Below are 20,593 nucleotides of genomic sequence, written 5' to 3'. Positions count from 1 at the left end.
CCTAGCTGGCGTTGCCGGTGAAGGCGCCCCAGTCCTCAGCGCTCATTTCCACAAAATCGAGATCGGCCTCGTCGCCAGGCTCGGACAGCGGCTGATCCGGCCAGATCATCCCGTAGGCACGGCGGAACAGCGCCTGCAGCTCGGCGTCGTCAAACGGGTACTGCTGGCCTGCAAATTGGCTGATGCGGCCAGCCGGGCTGGCGATCAGCGAGTCCAGCGCCAGCCGCAGCCAATCGAGGTTGCCCTCTTTATGGGCGCGTTTGTGCATGCTGCGGATGTCGGCGTCGAACTGGGCCAGATCGGCCATCGGATCAGGCGCGTTCACTGCCCGCCCCATGGTCAGAAGCCGCGTGTAGCCCGCGATCAGTTCCTTGCGGATTTTCATGGGATCATGTTCCCCGGATTGCCATTGGTGTAGGTCTTGGTCTCGTTATCCCAGCCGTCAGCGACCGGGTATTGCTGCATCATCACCCAGCGGCCCGGTACTTTGGCCGGAGCGGCGCCATGCCGGGTGGTGTACTTCGCCACATAGTCAGCGTTATCCTGCGCTTTTTCCTCGGGATAGTCCGTTGCAGGATCGGGATTGTCTGTGGTTTCCGCCGGCAGCAGTTCCGGCTCCCAGATGAAGTTCACATAGGCGCGGGTCAGCCCCTCAACCTCCTCGAAGCTTTCATAGGTCTTATCGGAAATCGGCTCGCCGTTGTCATCGGAGCGCACCTGTTTCTTGTGGCCGATATAGGCTTTGTCGATGGGGCGGCCGTGTTCGACGGTGAAGTCGGCGCTCTCATCAGGATCGGTCAGCGGATCACCGCTGAATGTCATTTCGGTTTCAGTGATGTCAACACCCGCGGCCAATGCAGCCCCGGCGGCAATCTCGCGGCCTGCCAGCCAGTCCTGCGGGCTATGGAACTTGGAAGACGCGCCGGTGTAGGAACGTTCGTCATCGTCATGCGCATTGGGCGGCTTGCCGGTTTTCAGCCGGGTGATCAGATCCTCGTCGCTGACGTCCGGGCCGTGGCGGTCCAGCGAATGGCCTGCGTTGCTGCCGGCACCGTCCAACATCTCATAGGCTTCCGCCGCCTCGGTGCTGAGTTTTTCAAGCTCATTGCGGACCTTATCAAAGGCGGTCTTGGCCTTATCGAAATCCGGCTTCTTGGCTTCATCCTCAGCCGCTGCAACTTTGACCTCTAAGGGGTCCAGCTCGTCTGAAGGCACGCTTGCCCGTTTCAGTGCAGCGATAATGCCCTGCACCTGAAAACGGGCCGTGGCCATCGGTTTGACCGTCTTCAGCAGCTTTTCATGGGTGTCCAGCATCAGGAAGGCGTCGCCGTATTCCTTGTCCGTTCCGGCCCGGTCCTTGGCCGCTTCCAAGGCTTCGTCCAGTTTGCTCTCGGCGGCTGGCAGCTTGAGGTATTTCTTGGTCCGGGCGTGTTCCTTTTCGACCTTGGCCAGCTTGGCGCGGTAATCCGCCATGGCAAGCACCAGATCCATGTAATCGGCGTTGTCCAGCACAGTCTGCAGATCACCTGCGGCTTTGGCCGGATCACCGCCGCGGGCAGTGAGCTCCGCAGCCTTGATCGCGTCATCCAGCGTGCTCTTCAAAACATCCGCATCGCCGGGCAGCACCGCGAGCAGGTCTTCGGCGGCCTTTTTGGCGGTCAGATAGCCCGGCATTGCACGCAAAAGCGCCAGTGCCGCGGGCACAGCGCTGACAGCATCCGGGTATTTCTGCGCCGTGATATTGTCTGCAACCGGTTTGTGAAAATCATAGCTGGCCGCCTCGGGGAATTGCGTCAGGATCCGGGCCATTTCGCTTCGGTCATCCACAACCTTTTCCAGCTGGAACAGATGGTTCAGCTTGACATGATATTGCGGCGCGCCGGTTTTTTTGTCGAAGTTGTCGGCATCCGCCAGAAGTTTATGCGCGTCCCAGGTCGTGGTCAGATCGCTGAGTTCCGGCTCAGCCAGAACTTTTTTCAGAGTGTCGTATTTCGCCTCCAGCACCTTGACGATCTGTTTGGAATAGCTTTTGCGCATCAACGCGCGGTTGGCCTTTTCCCAGACCTTCAGATCCGCCAGCGCGCCAGCGGGATCGTTGTTGCCCTTGAATTTCTGCTTGGTATCCGCCGCCGCCAATGCGTTGCGGAACCCCTCATCCGCCCTGAGGGAGCCGTCAAAGCCGCGCATATAGCGGGCGAGCTTGCCGCGGTCCTTGGAACTGTAGTCTATCAGCTCCTGCAGCAGCCCCTTGGCCTCATTGAACTTTTGCTCCTTGTAACCCTTTTTCTTAGCGTTTTTCAGGTGATTGCGAAAATCCTTGGCGTCAGGAACAGCGCTGGCGAGGATAAGCTCGCAGCGCTTGTGGGAGTTTGCCATGTAATCGTCCATCAACGCAGCAAAGCTGAGACCTTCGGCCAGATCACCCTCATCGCTCAGATTGGATTTCCAGGCCTCCAGCGCCAACTTGGCGGCGCCGAAATCCCCGGCCTTGGAATGGACGGCGGCGGCTTTCATCTGGGTTCCGCGGGCGGCTTCGGCGGTATCCTTGGTAACGCCTGTCATCGGGTTGATCAGCGCCAGCGTGGCGCTGGTCCAATTGTCGAAGAAGAGACCATAGGTATTGGCGTCTTCCGCCTTGGACGAGGCATCCTTGGCCGCGGCCTCCACCGCTTCAAAGTCCTTGTCGGTCACGGCGGTGGCCATGGTCTTGTGCGCCGCCTTGATCAGCCCCTCCACATAGGTAAAGGCGCCCTGGTCCAGACTGTTGCGCACCGAGGCGAATTTATCCTCAGCCGCGGCCAGGGCGGTCTGCGCCTTGTCACGCGCGGCGGCAACTGCCAGCTGCGCGGCGATCTGGCTGGACAGATCGGAAATATCGCTGTCGATCTTGTCAAAGGCGCCGGCCTCATCCGCGCTGAGGATTTCCTTTTTCAGCGCCTTGCGCCCGCCCGCCAGGCTGCGCCGCGCGCCTGAGCTGAGTTCGGCAGGAATGGTGATCTTGTTCAGCTCCGTCAGGGCCGCCGAACGCCTGTTGTCCACCTGCTCATCCACCGGATCGGGAAAGTCCGGCATGGTCCAGGCCTTGAGCTTGTAAAACCGTTCGGCCCATTGCCGGATGGCCGGATTGTTGGCAAGCGGATCAGGGGTATTGGCCATGGGTCACCTCAACAGAACTTAAAAGGACGGGCCTTGGGGGAACGCGCGATTTGATGGAATGCTTAAGCAACCATAGGGGAGGCATTGAATTCGGCGCAAGAGTCTTTTGACGCAACGGCAACCTTATGCCCTGCCAGGCCGGGGCTGATGGACAAGACGGGCCGACTGCTCTAACCGGATGGTATGTCCACATATAATTCCCGCGTATCCGGCCAGCGGACACCTCCGCGCATTTTCACCCTGATCCTGCTTGCCGGGCTGTCGGCGCTTGGCATGAACCTGCATCTGCCGTCGCTGGCGGGGATGTCCGAGTATTATGCGGTCGATTACAGGGTGATGCAGCTGTCAGTGGCGCTGTATCTGGCGGGCAATGCGGTGGTGCAGATCTTTGTCGGGCCGATCTCGGACCAGATGGGGCGGCGGCCGGTGATCCTGGTCAGCATTGTGCTGTTCCTGCTGGCGACATTGGGCTGCATCTATGCGCCGACGGCCGAGGCGTTCCTGCTGTTCCGGGTGGCGCAGACGGCGGTGGCGGCCACCATGGTGCTGAGCCGGGCTGCGGTGCGCGACATGTATGACACCAACCAAGCCGCCAGCATGATCGGCTATGTCACCATGGGCATGGCAATCGTGCCGATGATCGGCCCCGCAATCGGCGGCTTCCTGGATCAGTGGATGGGCTGGCAAGCCAACTTCTGGCTGTTGTTCCTGGTCGGTGCGGCGACGCTGGCCATCACCTTCACCGATTTCGGCGAGACAGCCCACAAAAGCGGCAAGACGCTGATGGCGCAGTTCCGCGAATACCCGGAACTGCTGCGCTCGCCCCGGTTTTGGGGGTACTCCTTATCCTCGGGCCTCGCCTCAGGCGCTTTCTTTGCTTACTTGGGCGGCGCGCCCTTTGTCGGCACCGAAGTCTATGGCCTCAGCACGGCAGAGCTGGGGGTCTATTTCTCCACTCCGGCGGTGGGATATTTTGCCGGCAACTTCATCTCGGGGCGGTTTTCCACCCGGATCGGGGTCAACCGCATGGTTCTGTGGGGCTGTGTTATCAACGGCGGCGGGGTGCTGCTGTCGCTGCTGATCGCGATGGCGGGCGCTGACAGCGTGTTCACCTTCTTCGGGCTGATGTGTTTCGTGGGCCTGGGCAACGGCATGGCGATCCCCAACGCCACTGCGGGTGCCATCTCCGTCCGCCCGCATCTGGCCGGCACCGCGTCCGGTCTTAGCGGTGCGATCATGATCGGAGCGGGGGCCGCGCTCAGCGCCTTTGCCGGAATGCTGCTGGTACCGGGATCCACGGCGGTGCCTTTGCTGGCGATCATGTTCGGCACCGCCGCATGCGGGCTGGTTGCGATCCTGCTGGTGGTCCGGCGGGAGCGGCAGATCGGCGCATAAGACCAGCGGACAGCTTGCAGGCATGGATTTGCAATTATACCATTCGCAAGAATTGGATTTGCAAAGGCACGCCTTATGGCCACCCAGAAACTATACGCCGGCGCCAAGCTGCGTGAAATGCGGCAACGGCTGGAGCTGACGCAGAAGGATTTCGCCGCCAAGCTGGGGGTGTCCCTGCCCTATCTGAATCAGATGGAGAACAACAACCGCCCGGTATCGACCACGGTGGTGCTGGCGCTGGCGCAGGAATTCGGCATGGATGTGACCGAGCTGTCTGCAGGGGACAGCGAACGGCTGGTCAGCGACATGCGCGAGGCGATGGCGGATCCGGTCTTTGCTGATGAAGCGCCGCCCTTGGCGGATCTGCGGCTGACCGCATCGAACGCCCCGGCCCTGGCGCGGGCGTTCCTGTCGCTGCACCGGGCGTATAGGCAAACGCATGAACGGCTGGCCTCGCTGGACGAGGCTTTGGGGCGCGAGGACGCGCGCATTCAGGCCTCCCCTTGGGAAGAGGTGCGCGATTTCTTCCACTACTGCGACAACTACATCGATGCAGTGGACCATGCAGCCGAGCATTTTGCCGCCGCCAATGACATCCGCGCGGCAGCCGTGGCCGCGCTGGAGCGCGGCGGCGTGACCGTGCGCCAGTCCGAGATGGAGGGCTTGCGCAGTTTTGATGCGGAGACAGGCGTGCTGCATCTGTCCAACCGCTCGGCGCCGCAGACGCAGCTGTTTCAGATGCTGCTGCAGGTGGCGCTTTTGCGGCAGAACGCGCTGCTGGAAGCGACGCTGGATTTTGCAAAGTTCCAAAGCGAGGAGGCCCGCGCCATCGCCAAGATCGGCCTTGCCAACTATTTCGCTGGTGCCGCCCTGATGCCCTACACAAGGTTTCTGGAGGCGGCGCAGGCCTGCCGCCATGATCTGGAGCTGCTGTCGATCCGCTTTGGCGCCTCGATCGAGCAAATATCGCACCGGCTGTCGACCCTGCAGCGGCCCGGTGCCAAGGGAGTGCCGTTTTTCTTTGTGCGGGTGGATCAGGCTGGCACGATCACCAAGCGGCACTCGGCGACACGGCTGCAGTTTGCCCGGTTCGGCGGCGCCTGCCCGCTGTGGAACGTGCACCGGGCGTTTGAGACCCCGGGCCGGTTCCTGCGCCAGCTGGCAGAGACGCCGGACGGGGTGCGCTACATCTCGCTCGCGCGGGATGTGTCGAAACCGGGCGGCTCATTCGGATCCCCGGTGCGGCGCTATGCCATTGCGCTGGGCTGCGAGGTGCGCCACGCGGAGGCGCTGGTCTATGCAGACGGGATGGATGTGAACCAGGACAGCGCCTATGAGCCGATCGGCATTTCCTGCCGCATTTGCGAGCGCAAGGACTGCCACCAGCGTTCGGTCCCGCCGCTGGAACGGCGGCTGACCATCAACACCGATCAGCGCGGCGTGCTGCCGTATGAGGTGAGCTGATGCACCGGCTGGCCTGCATGCCCGGCGCGCTTTAGGGTAGGAGTCATGGCAGCTTTTGAACAATTGGCCCTGTCCGGCGGCGGCTGCCGCTGCTTCTGGCAAGGCGGTTTTCTACACGTGGTGCAGGATGAACTGCCGCTGCGCCCCGCCCGCGTGACCGGGGTTTCTGGCGGCGCCCTGACGCTGGCCGGGTTTCTGGCGGGCCGCGGCGAGCGGGTGCTGGCGGAGATGAAAGATGCGTTCCGCGGCACTGATCACAATCTCAACTGGCACAAGCCTGGCGCGGACAAGCTGACGCCGCATCAGAAGGTCTATGAGAAGGTGGTCACCCGGTCGCTGGATGGCGATGCCATGGCGCGGGTGGCCGCCGGGCCGCAGGCGCAGATCCTGCTGGGCCACCCGCCCTCTGACCGCTGGGCGCGCCTGACTGGCAGCCTGGCGGCGCTGGCCTATGAGGCAGAGCTGCACATGGTCGGCTCGCCGCATTTCAACTGGGCAGAGCGGCTGGGTGTCGGCTCCAGCCTGGTGGACGCCCGCGCCGCAGCGCAGGAGGGGAAGCTGGCCGATCTGGTGCGGTTCGCAGCCACCATCCCGCCGGTGTTCGACCCGCCCCGCTGGAACGGGCAGGCAGTGATCGACGGCGGCATGGCCGATCAGGCGCCGATGCCGGACCCCAACAAGGGGCGCACGCTGGTACTGCTGACGCGCCCGTACAAGCGCCTGCCGGAGGTCGCCGGGCGGTTGTACGTCTGGCCAGAGGAAGATGTGCCCGCGGATAAGATCGACTTCACCGATCCGGAGAAGATCCAGGCGACCTGGGACGCAGGCCTGGCGGCTGGGGAAACGTTCCTGCGGGAGAGAGCGGCAGGGGTGATCCCTGCCGCCGGGGATTGAGACCCAGCACGTCTGAAAACAAGGCCTGCCCCCTTAGTGACTGCCGTATTGACTGCCGCGTCCGGCCCAGCCAATGTCCGTTGCTTCTGCGGCATGCACGATCGCGTCTTCAGCGGACCGGCACCGTAGCCAATACTGAGGGAATGCACGCAAAATGACAGACGACTGGAATGACTACGCGGACGGCTGGGACGGCAACAGCGATGTCAGGCTTTTTGCGGCCAAAGCGTTTTCCGCGCTCGACTCGCATACCGGAGTAAGCGGTGAGGCCTAGCAATCGAAACGTGTTCTCGACTTTGGATGCGGAACCGGGCTGCTGACGGAACTGATTGCACCGCATGTTAAAGAAGTGATTGCCGTTGACACCTCGGACAGGATGATTGCGGTCCTGAAGGACAAGAATCTGCCCAACGTAACGCCCGTCCACGCGGACATCCTAGGCGGCGCAGCTGCGGGCGACAAAGACCGGCTTGCCGGTTTCGATCTGATCTGCGCATCTTCCGTCTGCGGCTTCCTGCCGGACTATGCAGCTGCAGTGAAGCTACTGTCAGGCCTGCTTGAGCGGGGCGGCCAGTTTGTGCAATGGGATTGGCAAGGCCAGGACAGCGGCGGCTTCGGGCTGACAGAACAGCAGATGCGCGCAGCACTCGAGGCTGCGGGGCTTGGCTCCATTCGGGTGAAGCAGGTCTTTGCGCTGGACACCGGCGGGCAATCCATGCCGGTCTTGATGGGCTTGGGCACCCGCAACGCAGACCGGCTCTGAAACGGGTGTACGCCAGTCAGGGCCGAACAGGTTCAAAAAACAGAACGGGGCTTCAGTGATACCCCGTTCTGCCTTCAACACGTTTTCCCCTCACGCCTTCGACAATATCCCCCAGATCTCGTCCTTCAGCGCGGCGCGTTGTTTGCGCAGGCCGGTTTCGGCCTCAGCACTCACCGGTTCCACGTTGGTTTCGGCCCGGTGCACAGCGCGGTTCACTTCGTGGTATTCGTCCGACAGCTTGGCGAAATGGGCATCCGCCTGTTTCAGCTGACTGATCTGCGCGGCCTTTTCGGGGAATTCTTCGGCCAGTTCATGGGGGGTATTGGACATCTGCCCGCTCCTTTTTTCTAGGGTCGGTTGCAGGTTATCCGCAGCGCTGCGCGCCCGCTTTGACGCGGATCAAAAGATGCGGCAAACACGCTGATTTTCGGTCTAATTTCAGGCCCGGTCCCAGGCCCGGTTCCAGGCCGGGATTTCAGAAAATAAGCCGCCCGCACAACGGGGAGGTGGCGGGCGGCTTGCTGGCAGCGCAACAGGATCAGCGTTGCGCCTGGCGCCAGTCCGGGTTGAACCACGGTTCAGCGTTCGAGGACGGCAGGCGGCGGCCCAGGATGTGGTCCGAGGCCTTCTCTCCGGTCATGATCGAGGGACCGTTGAGGTTGCCGTTAGTGATGCGCGGGAAGATTGAGCTGTCGGCAACCCGCAGACCCTCAACACCAATCACCCGGCATTCCGGATCGACCACCGACATCGGGTCATCAACTGCGCCCATCTTGCAGGTGCCGCAGGGATGATAGGCGCTTTCCACGTGCTCGCGGATGAAACCGTTCAACTCCTCGTCCGATTGCAGCGCATCGCCGGGCTGGATCTCATGCTTGAGGAAGGGTTTCATCGCCTCCTGGCCGAAGATCTCGCGGGTCAGACGGATGCATTTGCGGAAATCCTCCCAGTCCTGTTCGGTCGACATGTAGTTGAACAGGATGTTTGGCGCGTCTTTCGGATCGGCAGAGTTCAGCGTGACCTCGCCGCGCGAGCCGGAGCGCATGGGGCCGACATGGGCCTGGAAACCATGGCCCTCAGCCGCGGCCTGACCGTCGTAGCGGACGGCAATCGGCAGGAAGTGATACATGATATCCGGGTAGTCCACCCCCTTGCCGGAGCGGACAAAGGCGGCGCTTTCGAACTGGTTCGAGGCGCCAAGGCCGGTCTTGGTGAACAGCCACTGCGCCCCCACCAGCGCCTTGCCGAACAGGTTCCAGTACTTGAACAGGGTGATCGGCTGTTTGCAGGCGAACTGGAAGTAGAATTCCAGGTGGTCCTGCAGGTTCTGGCCCACGCCGGGACGGTCGGCGACCACGTCGATACCGTGTTCCGCCAGATGTTTGGCCGGGCCGATACCGGACAGCATCAGCATCTTGGGGGAATTCAGCGAGGAGGCGGCCAGGATCACTTCGGTATTGGCGCGGATCACTTCGACCTTGCCGCCGCGTTCAACCTCGACCCCGACAGCGCGGCCGTCCTCGATCACCACCTTGCGGGCGAAGGCTCGGATCAGGTTGCAGTTGTCACGCTTCAGCGCCGGGCGCAGATAGGCGTTGGCGGCGGACCAGCGCTGGCCTTTGTAGACCGTCATCTCCATCGGGCCGAAGCCTTCTTGCTGCTCGCCGTTGTAGTCGGAGGTGACCGGGTAGCCCGCCTGCGCGCCTGCGTTGACAAAGGCGTCGTGCAGCGGGTTGTCGCGGGGGCCGCGGGTCACATGCAGCGGGCCGTCGGTGCCGCGCCAGTCCGGATCGCCGCCATGACCGCGGTCGTTCCAGGTTTCCATACGTTTGAAGTACGGCAGCACGTCGGCGTAGGACCAGCCCGCCGCACCCGTCTCGGCCCAGTGGTTGTAGTCGCCGGCGTGGCCGCGCACATAGACCATACCGTTGATCGAGGAAGAGCCGCCGATCACTTTGCCGCGCGGGCAGACCAGTTCGCGGCCGCCCAGATGCGGCTCGGGCTGGGATTTGTAGCCCCAATCGTAAAGCGGCATGTTCATCGGGTAGCTGAGCGCGCCCGGCATCTGGATGAACGGCCCGGCATCGGTACCGCCGTGTTCGATCACCAGAACCTTTTTGCCGGCCTCAGACAGCCGGTAGGCTATTGCACAACCGGCAGACCCGGCCCCGACAATCACATAATCCGCGTTCATTTCTTCTCTCCATTGCGGATCCGGGTTGGGTCAAGGATGCCTTTGGCACCGCGCCTTGGCGCGGCTTGTCCTTGAGGCATCCCGAATCTGCCTCATCATTGTTCTGGTCTGCTGAGGACGCAAAGCGCCCTCAGCGACCTCTCAGCAACCCCTTCCCTCTTGCCCTTTTGGGCAACGGGTCGGGTGGGTGGGCGTTGCCCAAAAGGGCAATCAGAATGCCGCTTCGACGTCACCCATGCGGACGTAGACGGATTTCACCTGGCTGAAGTGCTTGATCGCCTCTTTCGAGTTCTCGCGGCCAACGCCGGATGCCTTTACACCGCCAAACGGCGCCTCGACCGGCGCGTCGTTGTAGGAGTTGATAAAGCAGCTGCCGGCCTCAAGATTGCCGATCACCCGGTGGGCGCGGGTGAAGTCCTTGGTGAACACACCTGCCGACAGGCCGAATTCGGTGTCATTGGCGCGGGCCACGACCTCTTCTTCGGTGTCGAAATCGAGGACAGACATCACCGGGCCGAAGATTTCCTCGCGGGCGATGGTCATATCGTCGGTCACATCGGCAAAGACGGTCGGCTCGATAAAGTAGCCGTCCTTGTCGGCGCGGTTGCCGCCGCAGATCAGGCGGGCACCTTCTTCTTTGCCCTTCTCGATGTAGCCCAAGACGATGTTCATCTGGTTTTCAGTCACCATCGGGCCAAAGCTGGTGGCCTCATCCATCGGGTCGCCAATGACGGCGTTGCCGGTGCGCTCGGCCAGGCGGGCGAGGAATTTTTCTTTGATGCCTTTCTGCACAAACACGCGGGTGCCGTTCGAGCAGACCTGGCCGGAGGAGTAGAAGTTGCCGTTGATGGCGCCGCCGACGGCGTTGTCCACATCTGCGTCGTCAAAGATGATCAAGGGCGACTTGCCGCCCAGTTCCATGGTGACGTGTTTCATGCCTGCGGCGGCGGCGGCATAGACCTTCTTGCCGGTCGGCACCGAGCCGGTCAGCGAAACCTTGTCAACGCGCGGATCGGTGACCAGCGCACCGCCAACCTCGCCCATGCCCTGGACGACGTTGAAGACGCCCGCCGGCGCGCCGGCCTCAATCAGGATTTCGGCCACTTTCAGGGCGCAGAGCGGCGTGGTTTCCGACGGCTTGAACACCATCGAGTTGCCGCAAGCCAAGGCAGGCGCGCCTTTCCAGCAGGCGATCTGGGTCGGGTAGTTCCAGGCGCCGATGCCGACGCACATGCCAAGCGGTTCGCGTTTGGTATAGACCCAGTCTTCGCCCAGCGGGATGTGCTCGCCGGTCAGCGAGGCTGCGAGACCGCCGAAATACTCCAGCGCGTCGGCGCCGGAGGTGGCGTCGGCGACCAGGGTTTCCTGCAGCGGCTTGCCGGTGTCATAGGTTTCCAGCACGCTGAGGTCGTGGTTACGCGCGCGCATGATGTCGGCAGCACGGCGCAGCACGCGGCCACGCTCGGTGCCAGTCATTTTCGCCCATTCCTTTTGGGCGGCTTTGGCGGTGGACAGCGCCTGTTCGACAATCGCCGGGGTGGCGGCGTGGACGGTGGCGATCTGCTCACCTGTGGCGGCGTAGATCACCGGGATCGGGGTGCCGGCGGTATCTTCGACGTATTCGCCGTTGATGAAGTGGCTGGCTTTGGGCTGGGCGGGGTGGGTCATGAGTTTATGCCTCCGGCGGGGATATTTGGCGCCAGAAGAACTGGCGGGGTGCTGATTTCGAGTTATTCGCCGCGGGGAAAACGTTTGTTTTCCTCGAGGGTGTTGAGATCCATGTGGTTGCGCATGTAACGCTCCGAGGCCTTTTGCAGGGGCTGGTAATCCCAGGGATAGTAGCCGCCCTGGCGCAGGGCCTCGTAGACAACCCAGCGGCGGGCTTGGCTGGCGCGCACGTCTGCGTCGAAGGTTTCCAGGTTCCAGCGGGCGTCTGATTTGGCGCGCAAAGATTCCAGCGTGCCGGCATGGGCGGGGTCATCCGCGAGGTTGGCCAGCTCGTGCGGGTCGGCCTCCAGATCGAACAGCTGATCGGGGTCCAGCGCGCAACGGTTGTACTTCCACTTGCCATAGCGGAGCGACACCAGCGGCGCATAGGAGGCTTCGGCAGCATATTCGATGGCCACCGGTTCGGTCCGTTCTGCGCCGGTGGCCAGCGGCACTAGGTTCTGGCCGTCGGTCCAGGGTTCGATTTCAGCCATATCGACACCGGCCAGCGCGCCCAGCGTGGGGGTCACGTCCAGGGTGGAGACCGGGGTTTCAATGAGGCCCGCGGGCAGGTCCGGTGCCGAGATCATCAGCGGCACGCGGGAGGAGCCGTCATAGAAGCTCATCTTGAACCACAGGCCCCGCTCGCCCAGCATGTCGCCGTGGTCGGAGACAAACAGGATGATCGCCTCTTGCCGTGTGGTTTCCAAGACGTTCAGGATCTCGCCGATCTTGTCATCCAAATAGGAGATATTGGCGAAATAGGCGCGGCGGGAGCGTTTGATGTCTTCCTCAGAGATGTCAAAGCTGCGCCAATCATTGGCGTCAAAAATCCGCTGGGCGTGCGGGTCGTGGTCGTCGTAATCCATTGCCGGGACCTGCGGCAGCAGATGCTCGCAGTCCTCATACAGATCCCAGTATTTCTTACGCGCCACATAGGGGTCATGCGGGTGGGTAAAGCTGACGGTCAGCGCCCAGGGGCGGTCGTCCAGCCCGCGCGACAGCTCATAGAGCTTGGCGGTAGCGTTGTAGGCAACCTCGTCGTCGTATTCCATCTGGTTGGAGGTTTCCGCCACCCCTGCCCCGGTGACGCTCCCCATGTTGTGGTACCACCAGTCGATGCGCTCGCCCGGTTTGCGGTAGTCCGGGGTCCAGCCGAAATCAGCCGGGTAGATGTCGGTGGTCAGGCGGTCCTCGAACCCGTGCATCTGGTCGGGGCCGACAAAATGCATCTTGCCTGAAAGGCAGGTGTAGTAGCCTGCGCGGCGCAGGTGGTGGGCGTAGGTCGGAATGTCGCTGCGGAACTCAGCCGCGTTGTCATAGACGCCGGAGCGCGACGGCAGCTGGCCGGACATGAAGGAGGCGCGGCCCGGCGCGCACAAGGGCGACGCAGTATAGGCGTTGGCGAAACGGGTCGAGCGTTCCGCCAGTTTCTTCAGGTTCGGAGCATGCAGCCAGTCGGCGGGGCCGTCCGGGAAAAGCGTCCCATTCAACTGGTCAACCATCAGGATCAGAATATTCGGGGCACTCATCGCGGACCTCCCAGATAAGGCGATGTTTCTTCGAAAGGCGCCTGGCAGGCCCAAAGGCGCTGCCAGGCAGTTTGGTGGCTGGTCCCGTCATTCGGGGAAACTTGGGGGCCAGCCGGGAGACCGCCCTTAATGGGCTGTCTTGATCTTGTCGAAGTCGAGCGTGTTTTCCTCGGGCGAAGCAGTGATGCTCATTACTTCGCTGCGCTTGAACAGCACGATGTAGGCCAGGCATGCGACATAGATGCCGATCACCGCGGTGCCGATCCACTGGATCTGCAGCCACTGGCTTTGGAACGCCAGGGTCAGGGCAAAAAGCACAACCGCGTTGCCCAGCACATAAGGAATGGTGCCGAAACGCTTGGCCGTCAGGTTCAGGTTGTCGGTGTAAAGGCGGATCAGCGAGTCAAAGGAGTTGACCACAAAGATGATGCCCACCGCGACCATGGAGACGTTGATCAGCAGCGTCGTCTCGATGCTGTTGAGGTGGTAATAGTACAGCACCGAGAACCACACACCCAGCGGGATCGACGGGAAGATCAGCAGTGCTGCCAGAACCTGCCAGGTGCGCAGCCCGCCGACAAAGCGCGAGGTGAACTGGCCGATCATGATCGACCATGCGAACCACCAGAACAGGTAGAATTCGTGATAGTCGGTCAGCGGCAGCACGAATTTGTGGATGTTGGCAAAATAGCCGCCGATGTTGGAGGCGGTATCGCCGAAGGCGCTCAGCCCCATACCGGAATAAGCCCACATGCCGAGGATCAGCGACAGGAACAACACGGTGGAGCCGACCGACAGGATGCGCACGTATTTGATGTCGGTCGAGGAGAAGGCGGCAAACAGGATCACCAGGAAGGTAATGACATAGAAGGCCGGGATCACGCTCTCGCCGTCGCCCATGAAGGTGGCATAATACGGCAGGTAGATCAGGAACAGCGCGCCGGTAAAGGCGCAGGTGCCGATGATCACAATGTTGTTGATCCATTTCACCAGCGGGATCTCAAAGAACTTCACCCGCGGCTCAACCACGCAGAAGTAGAAGGTGGTCAGGAAGTAGAAGCCCCAGATCAGGAAGCCCCAGAAGCCGAATTCCAGCGCCAGCGGGTTGGTGAACCCATAGGCGGGCTCTGCCGCGGTGTCGGCATAAAGCGGAAAGTCCCAGGCCAGCGGGAACATGATCAGGCCGACGTCCAGGCCCGAGGTGAAGAGGATTGCGATGAAGGTGAACAAGTGGACCGGAGTCACGCCGACGTTGCGGACGTTCCACCACTTGATCACGCAGAACACCACCAGCGCAAAGGCCAGCAGAATCCCGAATGAAATGATTGAAGTCATATGTCCCTCCCATTTCCAGGCGGTTCCCGCCCTAAGACATGGGTCGGGTACATAACACAGCAGGCTGATCGGCCAAATAGTTTTTTGAATGGTCATTCAAGATTTGAATTCCTTCGAACAACAGTTGAAACGCCGGCCCAATTGCCGCACAACTTATTCATGAGCAGGAAACGCATCCGGGATATCCGCAACGAAGAGCTGATTGAAGCCACCATCGTTGCGGTGCATGAGCGCGGTTACGGTGTTGTAACCATGGCGGAAATCGCCAAGGAGGCCGGTGCTTCGGCGGCCTCGATAAACTATTATTTCGGCTCCAAGGAAGGGCTGATGGAAGCCACTATGCTGCATCTTCTGGGCAAGCTGCGGCGGGCCATGGCGGATGGCTATGCCACAGCGCGCACCCCGCGCGAACGGCTGTATGCGGTGATGGACGCGAACTTTGCCGACGACCTGTTCACCGTTCCCCAGTGCAGTATCTGGATGCAGTTCTGGGCAAATGCCCCCTATTCGCCGCGCCTCAGCCGCCTGCACCGAATCAACCGTGCCCGGGTGCGCAGCCATGTCCTGGCCGAGCTGCGGGCGCTGCTGCCAGGCGGACAGTTGGAAACCGCGCGCCAGGCGCTGCAATGCTATATGGACGGGGTCTGGCTGCAGGCCGCGCAGTCGGAAGATCCGCTGAATCCCAATGCCGCGCGAGCTGCGGCGCATCTGGTTGTGGATCTTGTCATCCCATAAGGCCTAGCCGCCAGGCAGCCGTTCGTAGTCCAGCCGGGTTCCGCGCGGCAAATAAATAAGGGTCATTCCGTCGCGGGTCAGAGAATTGATCTGATAACACAGTCTGGTGCCGCTCTGGCTGTCCCAGGCCATCAGGAAGTCAGCCGTAAACCCTATGCCGCGGCAGCTTTGCTGGATCGTGACAAACTCCGGGGTCATTTGCCTGCCGCCGTAACGGACCTGGCGCACGGCACCGGAAATGGCAAACCGGTCTTTTGGGTTTTGCACGGACTGCCACTCTCCCTGCATGTTCTGCAGCATCTTGTCGAACCGGTTCGGCACGCGCGGCGTGACGCTGTGCAGTTCCAGCTCTGCAAAGGAGCCGAAACGGGTGACTATCTCACCGTCAATTGCCAGCGGGGTGCCGCGCACCAGCCCCAGCAGGAATGTGAAGACCGGATCGGAGATCCGGACCTTGCCCACAGCACCGAACTCCATGCCGCCGCCAACAAAACTGCAGGTGACGGCGCCCGGGCTTTTCTGCTGCTTGCAGCCTTGAAAAACCACCTCCGCCGCGTAATGCAATTGGTCTTCTGTCGCGTCATGCCCGCCTTCAGCGGCGGCGACTGCAGCCTGCCGGCGTTCGGACTGTGATCGGGAACTGAGCAAAACCTGCAGTCCTGTTGGTGCCGTAAGGGTTTTCGCAAACCCCTGCATTGCATAGCCTTGTGCGGTGCAATCGCTGTCATGCTCAATCCGGAACCGGCCCCGGGCGGTGCAAAACCGGACGCTGTCATCGCGAAAACGGTATCCGGGGCTTTTGGTGCGGAAGTAGAGAAACCGGCCCTGATAGTCGGCCGGCACCGGTTCGGCGCAATCTCCCGGCATGAGCGGCTGCCAGCCCTGCACCACCCAGCGGCCGTCAATCCGCAAGCTGATGGCCAAATGATGCAAGGCCTCCGTATCGTTGCAGATACTGGGCCCGGCCTGGGCGGCCGGCAGATCAAAAAGGGCCGCCAGCAGCAACGCCGTGGGCCAAAGCCAGTTTGCCATGCGCGGTCTCCGCCTGCATCGGTAAGAGCGGAAGATTACTTCGGGTTTGTAACATCCATAAGACGATCAAACACCAGTCGCATTACCGGAAGGTGTAAGAGCCTTCTTTTTAACCCTGGCTTCACGCCATGAGATAAAGCTGACCGCAGCCAGGATCAGCCCGCCGCCGGACATTACCCAGATGTCCGCCGGTTCACCAAACGCCAGCGCGCCCAGCAGGGTAGCCCAGACCAGCTGCAGGAACGTGACCGGCTGGGTCACCGCCACGGGTGCTGCGGCAAAGGCCAGCGTCATGGTGTAGTGGCCTGCGGTGGCAAAGCAGGCGACACCGAACAGAATTGCAAGCTCGGCCAGCGTGGGCGTCACCCAGACCGCCAGGGCAAAGGGGGCCAGGCCCAGGGTGACAAAGATCGACAGCATGCCGACCACAACCGCCGGGCTGTTGCTGCCGACAGTAAACTTGGCGATCAGGTAAGAGGCGCCGAAGGACACGGCGGTGAACAGCATGGCGATATGGCCGGGCGAGACCTCGCGGAAGCCCGGCCGCAGGATGATCATCGCGCCGATCAAAGCGACAGCAATCGCCGATATCCGGCGCACCGCCAGCTTCTCTCCCAGAAACAGCGCGGCCCCCAAGGTGACATAGACCGGCGACAGGTAGTTCATTGCCGTAACCTCGGCCAGGGGGATCTGGGTCATGGCATAGAACCACAGGATCACGCCGGCAGAATGCACCACGCCGCGGCCTGCAAACAATGCCCAAAGCCGCGGGGTCAGTTGCGCCCGGCGCAAGGCCCCGGCCATCGGGATCAGAAACACCAGCCCCAGCAAGTACCGCAAAAAGGCGCTTTCGGCGGGCGGGATGCGGGTGCCGAGGTGCTTGACCAGCGCTGTGACCGCCACAAAACAGAGGCCGGTGACAACCATCCAGAACACGCCCCGGAGAGGGTTTTGCGCGGTTTGGGCGGATTTGACGGTTTGGGACATGGCCGGACAGAACACCCGTTCGGGCGGCGGCGCAAGGCTTCACATGTGAATTATTTCCGCTTCTCCGGCAGCGGGGTGAATTCCTCATCATCGCCTGGCGGCAGCTGGAAGCGGCCCTGCTGCCAGTCGCCAGCGGCCCAGGCGGCCTTGGCATCTTCGATCCGGTCGCGGGAGGAGGCGACGAAGTTCCACCAGATATAGCGCGGCCCGCTCAGCGTCGCACCGCCCAGCGCCATCAGCCGGGCGCCTTGCGGGCCTGCGGTCACGGTGATCTCATCCCCTAGGCGGAACACCATCATGCGGCCGGCCTCAAATGTTTCGCCGGCGATTTCGACCGATCCTTGCGTGACATAAAGCCCGCGGTCCTCGTGGTCCAAGGGCAGCGGGAGCTTGGCGCCGGCTTGCAATACCGCATCGGCATAAAAGGTTTCAGAATAAAGCGTTGCAGGGGCTTTTTCACCCCAGGCAGTGCCGAGGATCAGCCGCACGGCCTTGCCCTCGCCCTCCAGCAGCGGCAGAGCGTCCTTGCCGTGGTGTTCAAAGGCGGCGGGCGTGTCTTCGTGGCTGTCGGGCAGCGCGATCCAGGTCTGGATGCCGAACAGGCTGCTTGGGCCTGCGCGGGTCGTGGCCGAGGTGCGTTCGGAATGGGTGACGCCCTGGCCTGCCACCATCCAGTTTACCTCGCCCGGATAGATCATCTGGTGAGTGCCTAAGGAATCGCGATGTTCGAATTCGCCCTGATAGAGGTAGGTCACGGTGCCAAGGCCGATATGCGGATGCGGGCGCACGTCGATGCCCTGCCCGGTCAGGAATTCAGCCGGCCCGGCCTGGTCGAAGAAGATGAACGGGCCGACCATCTGGCGGCGCGGTGCGGGCAAGGCGCGGCGGACCTCAAAGCCGCCGAGGTCGCGGGCGCGCGGGATGATCACCGTTTCAATTGCATCAAGGCTGCCCGCTTCGGGGCATTGCGGTTCCAGTGCCGGGTTCCAGCTCATCCTTCCCTCCTGTTGGCGGCTTCAGGAGGAAGGTAGCGCATTTCAGCGCAGGCGTTAGGGCGGCCTGCGCACAGATGCTGTTCGTCACATCATCAGCAGCTTAAGCGCAATCGCCCACATGGTGAGGCCGACAATGGCATCCAGCACTTGCCAGGCGCGCGGGCGGGCAAAAACCGGAGCCAGCAGGCTGGCGCCATAGCCGAGCGTGAAGAAGAAGGTGAAGCTGGCAATAGCAGCGCCGGCCGCAAAGACCAGCGGCTCGGGGTATTGGGCCGAGATCGAACCAAGGAGAACCACTGTATCGAGGTAGACATGCGGGTTCAGCCAGGTCAGCGCCAGAACCGTGGCCAGCACCGGCGCCAGGGCAGCGCCTGCACCTTCGCCCGCCGTGTCCAGGGTTTCGCCGCCGCGCCAGGCGCTGCGCAGAGCGCGGGCGCCGTACCAGATCAGAAAAGCCGCGCCGCCAAGCCGCATCGCCTGTTCAAACCACGGAACTGCCAGCGCAAGCGAGCCAAAGCCGAAAACACCCGCAGTGATCAGCACCGCATCGGATCCCGCACAGGTGAAGCAGATCCAGAACACATGCTGGCGCCGCAGCCCCTGGCGCAGAACAAAGGCGTTTTGGGCACCAATCGCCGCAATCAGGCTAAGGCCAAGGGCAAATCCGGCAAGCAGGCTGGGGGGCATTGTGGTCTCCATCGTTGTGCTGGGGTTTGACTAGAGACTGCCACGCCATTAATCCAGTTAAAGAGACTTAAGTCAGATTAGAGTTGCTAATGCAGATGGATCCCAGCCAGATGGCGGCGTTAAGCGCGGTGCTGCGTCTTGGCACATTTGAGGCCGCGGCGCATTCCTTGCGGGTGACGCCATCGGCGGTTTCGCAGCGGATCAAGGCGCTGGAAGACCGCATCGGCTCCGCGCTGGTGCTGCGCGGCACGCCCTGCACCGGGACGGCGGCGGGTCTCAGGATTGCCAAACATGCCGAAGACATAGGCCTGCTGGAAGCGCAGCTGGCACGGGAACTGGCTCTGACAGCGGATCACGGCCCGGTGCGGCTGCGGATTGCGGTAAATGCCGACAGCCTGGCCAGCTGGTTCATTGACGCAATGGCAGAGGTGGACGGGGTGCTGTTCGATCTTTTGGTGGATGATCAGGACCACAGCGCGGAGTGGCTGAAGCGCGGCGAGGTTTCTGCTGCGGTGACGGCCAGCGCCAAGCCCGTGACCGGGTTTGACGCCCATCCGCTGGGCACGCTGGACTATGTGGCAACCACCAGCCCTGACTTCATGGCGCGCTGGTTTCCGGCAGGGGTGACGCCGGAGGCCGCCGCCCGCGCGCCCTGCCTGATCTTCAATGCCAAGGACAATCTGCAGCGGCTGTGGCTGGAGCGGAATGTGGCGCCGCAGCTGGCGCCGCCTGCCCATTACCTGCCCTCGACCCAAGCCTTCATTGATGCCGCCGCGGCCGGCCTGGGCTGGGGCATGAATCCGTTGGCGATGGTCGCCGGCGATATCCGCAGCGGGCGGCTGGTGCCGCTGATCCCTGAGACCACGCTGCCGGTGCCCTTGACCTGGCAGGTGGCGCGGGTGATGGCCCCTGCCCTTGCGGAGGTGACCCGCGCCGTGCAGAAATCTGCTAGGCAGTATTTGACCCAAAGCTAAACAGGAAAGCCCGCCGATGTTTTCAAAAGACACCCTCAGCTATGATCCCCTGCCCTTGCCGGACCGAGCGGAGTACTCCGACGCTGAAATGCAGGAGAAAGCAGCAGAGTTCCTAGCCCATATGAAGCGGCGGCACACGGTGCGGGACTTTACCGGCCAGCCGGTACCGCGGCAGGTGATCGAGATCTGTATCCGTGCAGCCGGCACGGCACCCTCGGGGGCCAACCACCAGCCCTGGTTCTTTGCTGCGATCTCCAATCCGGAGCTGAAGGCGCAGATCCGCGCCGAGGCTGAAGAAGAGGAAAAGAAGTTCTATGCCGGGGGTGCGGGCGATGAATGGATCACCGCGCTGGAGCCGATCGGCACCAATGCGGACAAGCCGCATCTGACCACCGCGCCCTGGCTGATTGTGGTCTTTGCCCAGCGCTGGGGCGCTTTTGAGGATGGCAGCCGCTACAAGAACTATTACGTGCCGGAAAGCGTGAACATTGCCACCGGCGTATTGCTGACAGCTTTGCATACGGCGGGCCTATGCACTCTCACCCACACGCCGAACCCGATGAAGTTCCTGAATGGCGCCCTTGGCCGCCCGGCATCGGAAAAACCGACGATGATCATCGCCGTGGGCCATCCCGCAGAGAACGCCATGGTGCCCTCCGTCGCAAAACTGAAAAAACCGCTGGAGGAGATTGCAGCATTTGTAGAATAGCCCTCGCCGCCGGCACCCGGAAAATTCGAATTTT

18 protein-coding genes are annotated in these 20,593 nt (G+C 62.2%); 7 read left to right on the top strand and 11 right to left on the bottom strand.

The window, feature by feature from the left end; all coding sequences use genetic code 11:
* Position 1: 1 nt before the first annotated feature.
* Both K3557_RS05465 and K3557_RS05460 read right to left on the bottom strand, forming a co-directional pair.
* Positions 2 to 385, bottom strand: coding sequence for a hypothetical protein (locus K3557_RS05465; RefSeq protein ID WP_259998240.1), 384 nt, complete (start codon positions 383 to 385; stop codon positions 2 to 4).
* Positions 382 to 3,156 (bottom strand): hypothetical protein, encoded by a 2,775-nt coding sequence (locus K3557_RS05460; protein ID WP_259998238.1) that lies wholly within the window; start codon positions 3,154 to 3,156, stop codon positions 382 to 384. Before K3557_RS05460 ends, K3557_RS05465 begins: the two co-directional genes overlap by 4 nt.
* Positions 3,157 to 3,339: 183 nt before the next feature.
* Here K3557_RS05460 and K3557_RS05455 point away from each other — a divergent pair, with 183 nt between their 5' ends.
* From K3557_RS05455 to K3557_RS05440, 4 genes are all read left to right on the top strand, one after another.
* Complete coding sequence (locus K3557_RS05455) at positions 3,340 to 4,551, top strand: multidrug effflux MFS transporter (RefSeq protein ID WP_259998236.1); 1,212 nt, start codon at positions 3,340 to 3,342, stop codon at positions 4,549 to 4,551.
* A 75-nt stretch (positions 4,552 to 4,626) separates the two neighbouring features.
* Positions 4,627 to 6,015, top strand: coding sequence for a short-chain fatty acyl-CoA regulator family protein (locus K3557_RS05450; protein ID WP_259998234.1), 1,389 nt, complete (start codon positions 4,627 to 4,629; stop codon positions 6,013 to 6,015).
* A 45-nt stretch (positions 6,016 to 6,060) separates the two neighbouring features.
* Positions 6,061 to 6,909, top strand: coding sequence for a patatin-like phospholipase family protein (locus K3557_RS05445; protein ID WP_259998232.1), 849 nt, complete (start codon positions 6,061 to 6,063; stop codon positions 6,907 to 6,909).
* 313 nt (positions 6,910 to 7,222) lie between these two features.
* Positions 7,223 to 7,672 carry a class I SAM-dependent methyltransferase gene (locus K3557_RS05440; RefSeq protein ID WP_311198503.1) on the top strand — a complete coding sequence of 150 codons (450 nt, stop codon included), beginning with the start codon at positions 7,223 to 7,225 and terminating at the stop codon, positions 7,670 to 7,672.
* A 90-nt stretch (positions 7,673 to 7,762) separates the two neighbouring features.
* Here the strand turns inward: K3557_RS05440 and K3557_RS05435 are convergent, their stop codons facing one another.
* From K3557_RS05435 to K3557_RS05415, 5 genes are all read right to left on the bottom strand, one after another.
* Positions 7,763 to 8,002 (bottom strand): YdcH family protein, encoded by a 240-nt coding sequence (locus tag K3557_RS05435; RefSeq protein WP_259991255.1) that lies wholly within the window; start codon positions 8,000 to 8,002, stop codon positions 7,763 to 7,765.
* Positions 8,003 to 8,210: 208 nt separating this feature from the next.
* Positions 8,211 to 9,866 (bottom strand): choline dehydrogenase, encoded by a 1,656-nt coding sequence (betA, locus tag K3557_RS05430; protein WP_259998230.1) that lies wholly within the window; start codon positions 9,864 to 9,866, stop codon positions 8,211 to 8,213.
* A gap of 210 nt (positions 9,867 to 10,076) precedes the next feature.
* Positions 10,077 to 11,534, bottom strand: a complete 1,458-nt coding sequence (gene betB, locus K3557_RS05425) for a betaine-aldehyde dehydrogenase (protein WP_259998227.1) — start codon at positions 11,532 to 11,534, stop codon at positions 10,077 to 10,079.
* A 62-nt stretch (positions 11,535 to 11,596) separates the two neighbouring features.
* On the bottom strand, positions 11,597 to 13,105 hold the full coding sequence (gene betC, locus K3557_RS05420) for a choline-sulfatase (RefSeq protein WP_259998224.1): 1,509 nt from the start codon (positions 13,103 to 13,105) through the stop codon (positions 11,597 to 11,599).
* A gap of 126 nt (positions 13,106 to 13,231) precedes the next feature.
* Positions 13,232 to 14,440 (bottom strand): BCCT family transporter, encoded by a 1,209-nt coding sequence (locus tag K3557_RS05415; protein WP_259998222.1) that lies wholly within the window; start codon positions 14,438 to 14,440, stop codon positions 13,232 to 13,234.
* Positions 14,441 to 14,599: 159 nt separating this feature from the next.
* On the opposite strand from K3557_RS05415, the gene betI reads away from it, so the two are divergent.
* Positions 14,600 to 15,175: a choline-responsive transcriptional repressor BetI gene (gene betI, locus K3557_RS05410; RefSeq protein ID WP_259991245.1), complete on the top strand. Its 576-nt coding sequence runs from the start codon at positions 14,600 to 14,602 to the stop codon at positions 15,173 to 15,175.
* 3 nt (positions 15,176 to 15,178) lie between these two features.
* Here the strand turns inward: betI and K3557_RS05405 are convergent, their stop codons facing one another.
* The 4 genes from K3557_RS05405 to K3557_RS05390 form a co-directional block, all read right to left on the bottom strand.
* Positions 15,179 to 16,207: a DUF1036 domain-containing protein gene (locus tag K3557_RS05405; RefSeq protein ID WP_259998219.1), complete on the bottom strand. Its 1,029-nt coding sequence runs from the start codon at positions 16,205 to 16,207 to the stop codon at positions 15,179 to 15,181.
* Between the two features lie 66 nt (positions 16,208 to 16,273).
* On the bottom strand, positions 16,274 to 17,194 hold the full coding sequence (locus tag K3557_RS05400; RefSeq protein ID WP_259991241.1) for a DMT family transporter: 921 nt from the start codon (positions 17,192 to 17,194) through the stop codon (positions 16,274 to 16,276).
* Between the two features lie 50 nt (positions 17,195 to 17,244).
* Positions 17,245 to 18,189 carry a pirin family protein gene (locus K3557_RS05395; protein WP_259998217.1) on the bottom strand — a complete coding sequence of 315 codons (945 nt, stop codon included), beginning with the start codon at positions 18,187 to 18,189 and terminating at the stop codon, positions 17,245 to 17,247.
* Between the two features lie 84 nt (positions 18,190 to 18,273).
* The gene (locus K3557_RS05390; protein ID WP_259998216.1) at positions 18,274 to 18,876 is read right to left on the bottom strand and encodes a LysE/ArgO family amino acid transporter; all 603 of its coding nucleotides are present in this window, start codon (positions 18,874 to 18,876) and stop codon (positions 18,274 to 18,276) included.
* An 89-nt stretch (positions 18,877 to 18,965) separates the two neighbouring features.
* On the opposite strand from K3557_RS05390, the gene K3557_RS05385 reads away from it, so the two are divergent.
* Entirely contained in the window at positions 18,966 to 19,850 is an 885-nt protein-coding gene (locus K3557_RS05385; RefSeq protein WP_259998213.1) for a LysR family transcriptional regulator ArgP, read from the top strand.
* A 16-nt stretch (positions 19,851 to 19,866) separates the two neighbouring features.
* A complete protein-coding gene (locus K3557_RS05380) occupies positions 19,867 to 20,559 on the top strand; it encodes a nitroreductase family protein (RefSeq protein ID WP_259998210.1) in 693 nt (230 codons plus the stop codon).
* Positions 20,560 to 20,593: the final 34 nt, after the last annotated feature.

Origin of the sequence: Leisingera sp. M523 (genome assembly GCF_025141335.1) — a bacterium.
Taxonomy (GTDB): domain Bacteria; phylum Pseudomonadota; class Alphaproteobacteria; order Rhodobacterales; family Rhodobacteraceae; genus Leisingera.
Note: the sequence above shows the minus strand (reverse complement) of the source record. Positions and strands in the feature narration are given on the sequence as shown.